We start from the raw sequence: 772 nt of genomic DNA on the forward strand, positions 1-772 counted from the left end.
GTTCCGGTGCTGGAACCGGTAGCCGGGCAGCGGGATCCTCCGCCCGCCACAGCCGTCGAGGAAGAGCTCCCAGCGGACGTCCGCACCCGCGCAGTGCAGTTCCGCCGCCGCGCCCCACAGCGCGCCGAGGCCGTCGCCGCGGCGCAGCGACGCGACCGTGCGCAGGCCGGGCAGCGCACGCCGGGCCAGCGAGCTGAGCGTGGTGTGCGGCCCGATCTCCAGCAGGACGTCCGGGGACCGCTCACCGACGGTGCGCAACGCCTCCTCGAAGCGCACCCGCTCCCTGGTGTGCCGCACCAGGTGGTCCGCGTCGGGGACCCACCCGGCGGGACGGGCGACGCCGTCCACGGCGCTGACGACCGGGAGGCGCGTCGAGGCGAACGGCACCGTGTCCAGCACCTCGCGGAACGCACCGGTCATCGGCCGCATCTGCTCGGTGTGGAAGGCGCGGTCCACCGGCAGCCGCTCGTGCGGGGTGCCCTGGGCCTCCAGCAGCGTGCACAAACGTTCCACCGCGGCGACGGGCCCGGCGAGGACATGGGCCCGCGCGCCGTTGCCCACGGCCAGTTCCGCTCCCGGAACGGCCGCGGCCAGGGCGGCGGCGGAGGAGCGGTCGAGCGCCGCCGCCACCATCGCGCCGGGCGAGCACAAGCGCCTCATGAGCCGCCCGCGGGCGGTCACCAGCCGCAGGCCGTCGACGAGCGGCAGAGCGCCCGCGGCGTGCAGGGCGGCGTACTCGCCGACGCTGTGACCGGTCACCGCGTCCGGCACC

At 76.8% G+C, this 772-nt stretch carries 1 protein-coding gene; it reads right to left on the reverse strand.

Annotated features, from left to right (window positions below; genetic code table 11):
- A partial coding sequence (locus tag ACOV8S_RS31030; protein ID WP_448321820.1) for an acyltransferase domain-containing protein occupies window positions 1–772 on the reverse strand: 772 nt, incomplete at both ends.

Source organism: Streptomyces sp. CO7 (assembly GCF_053474865.1).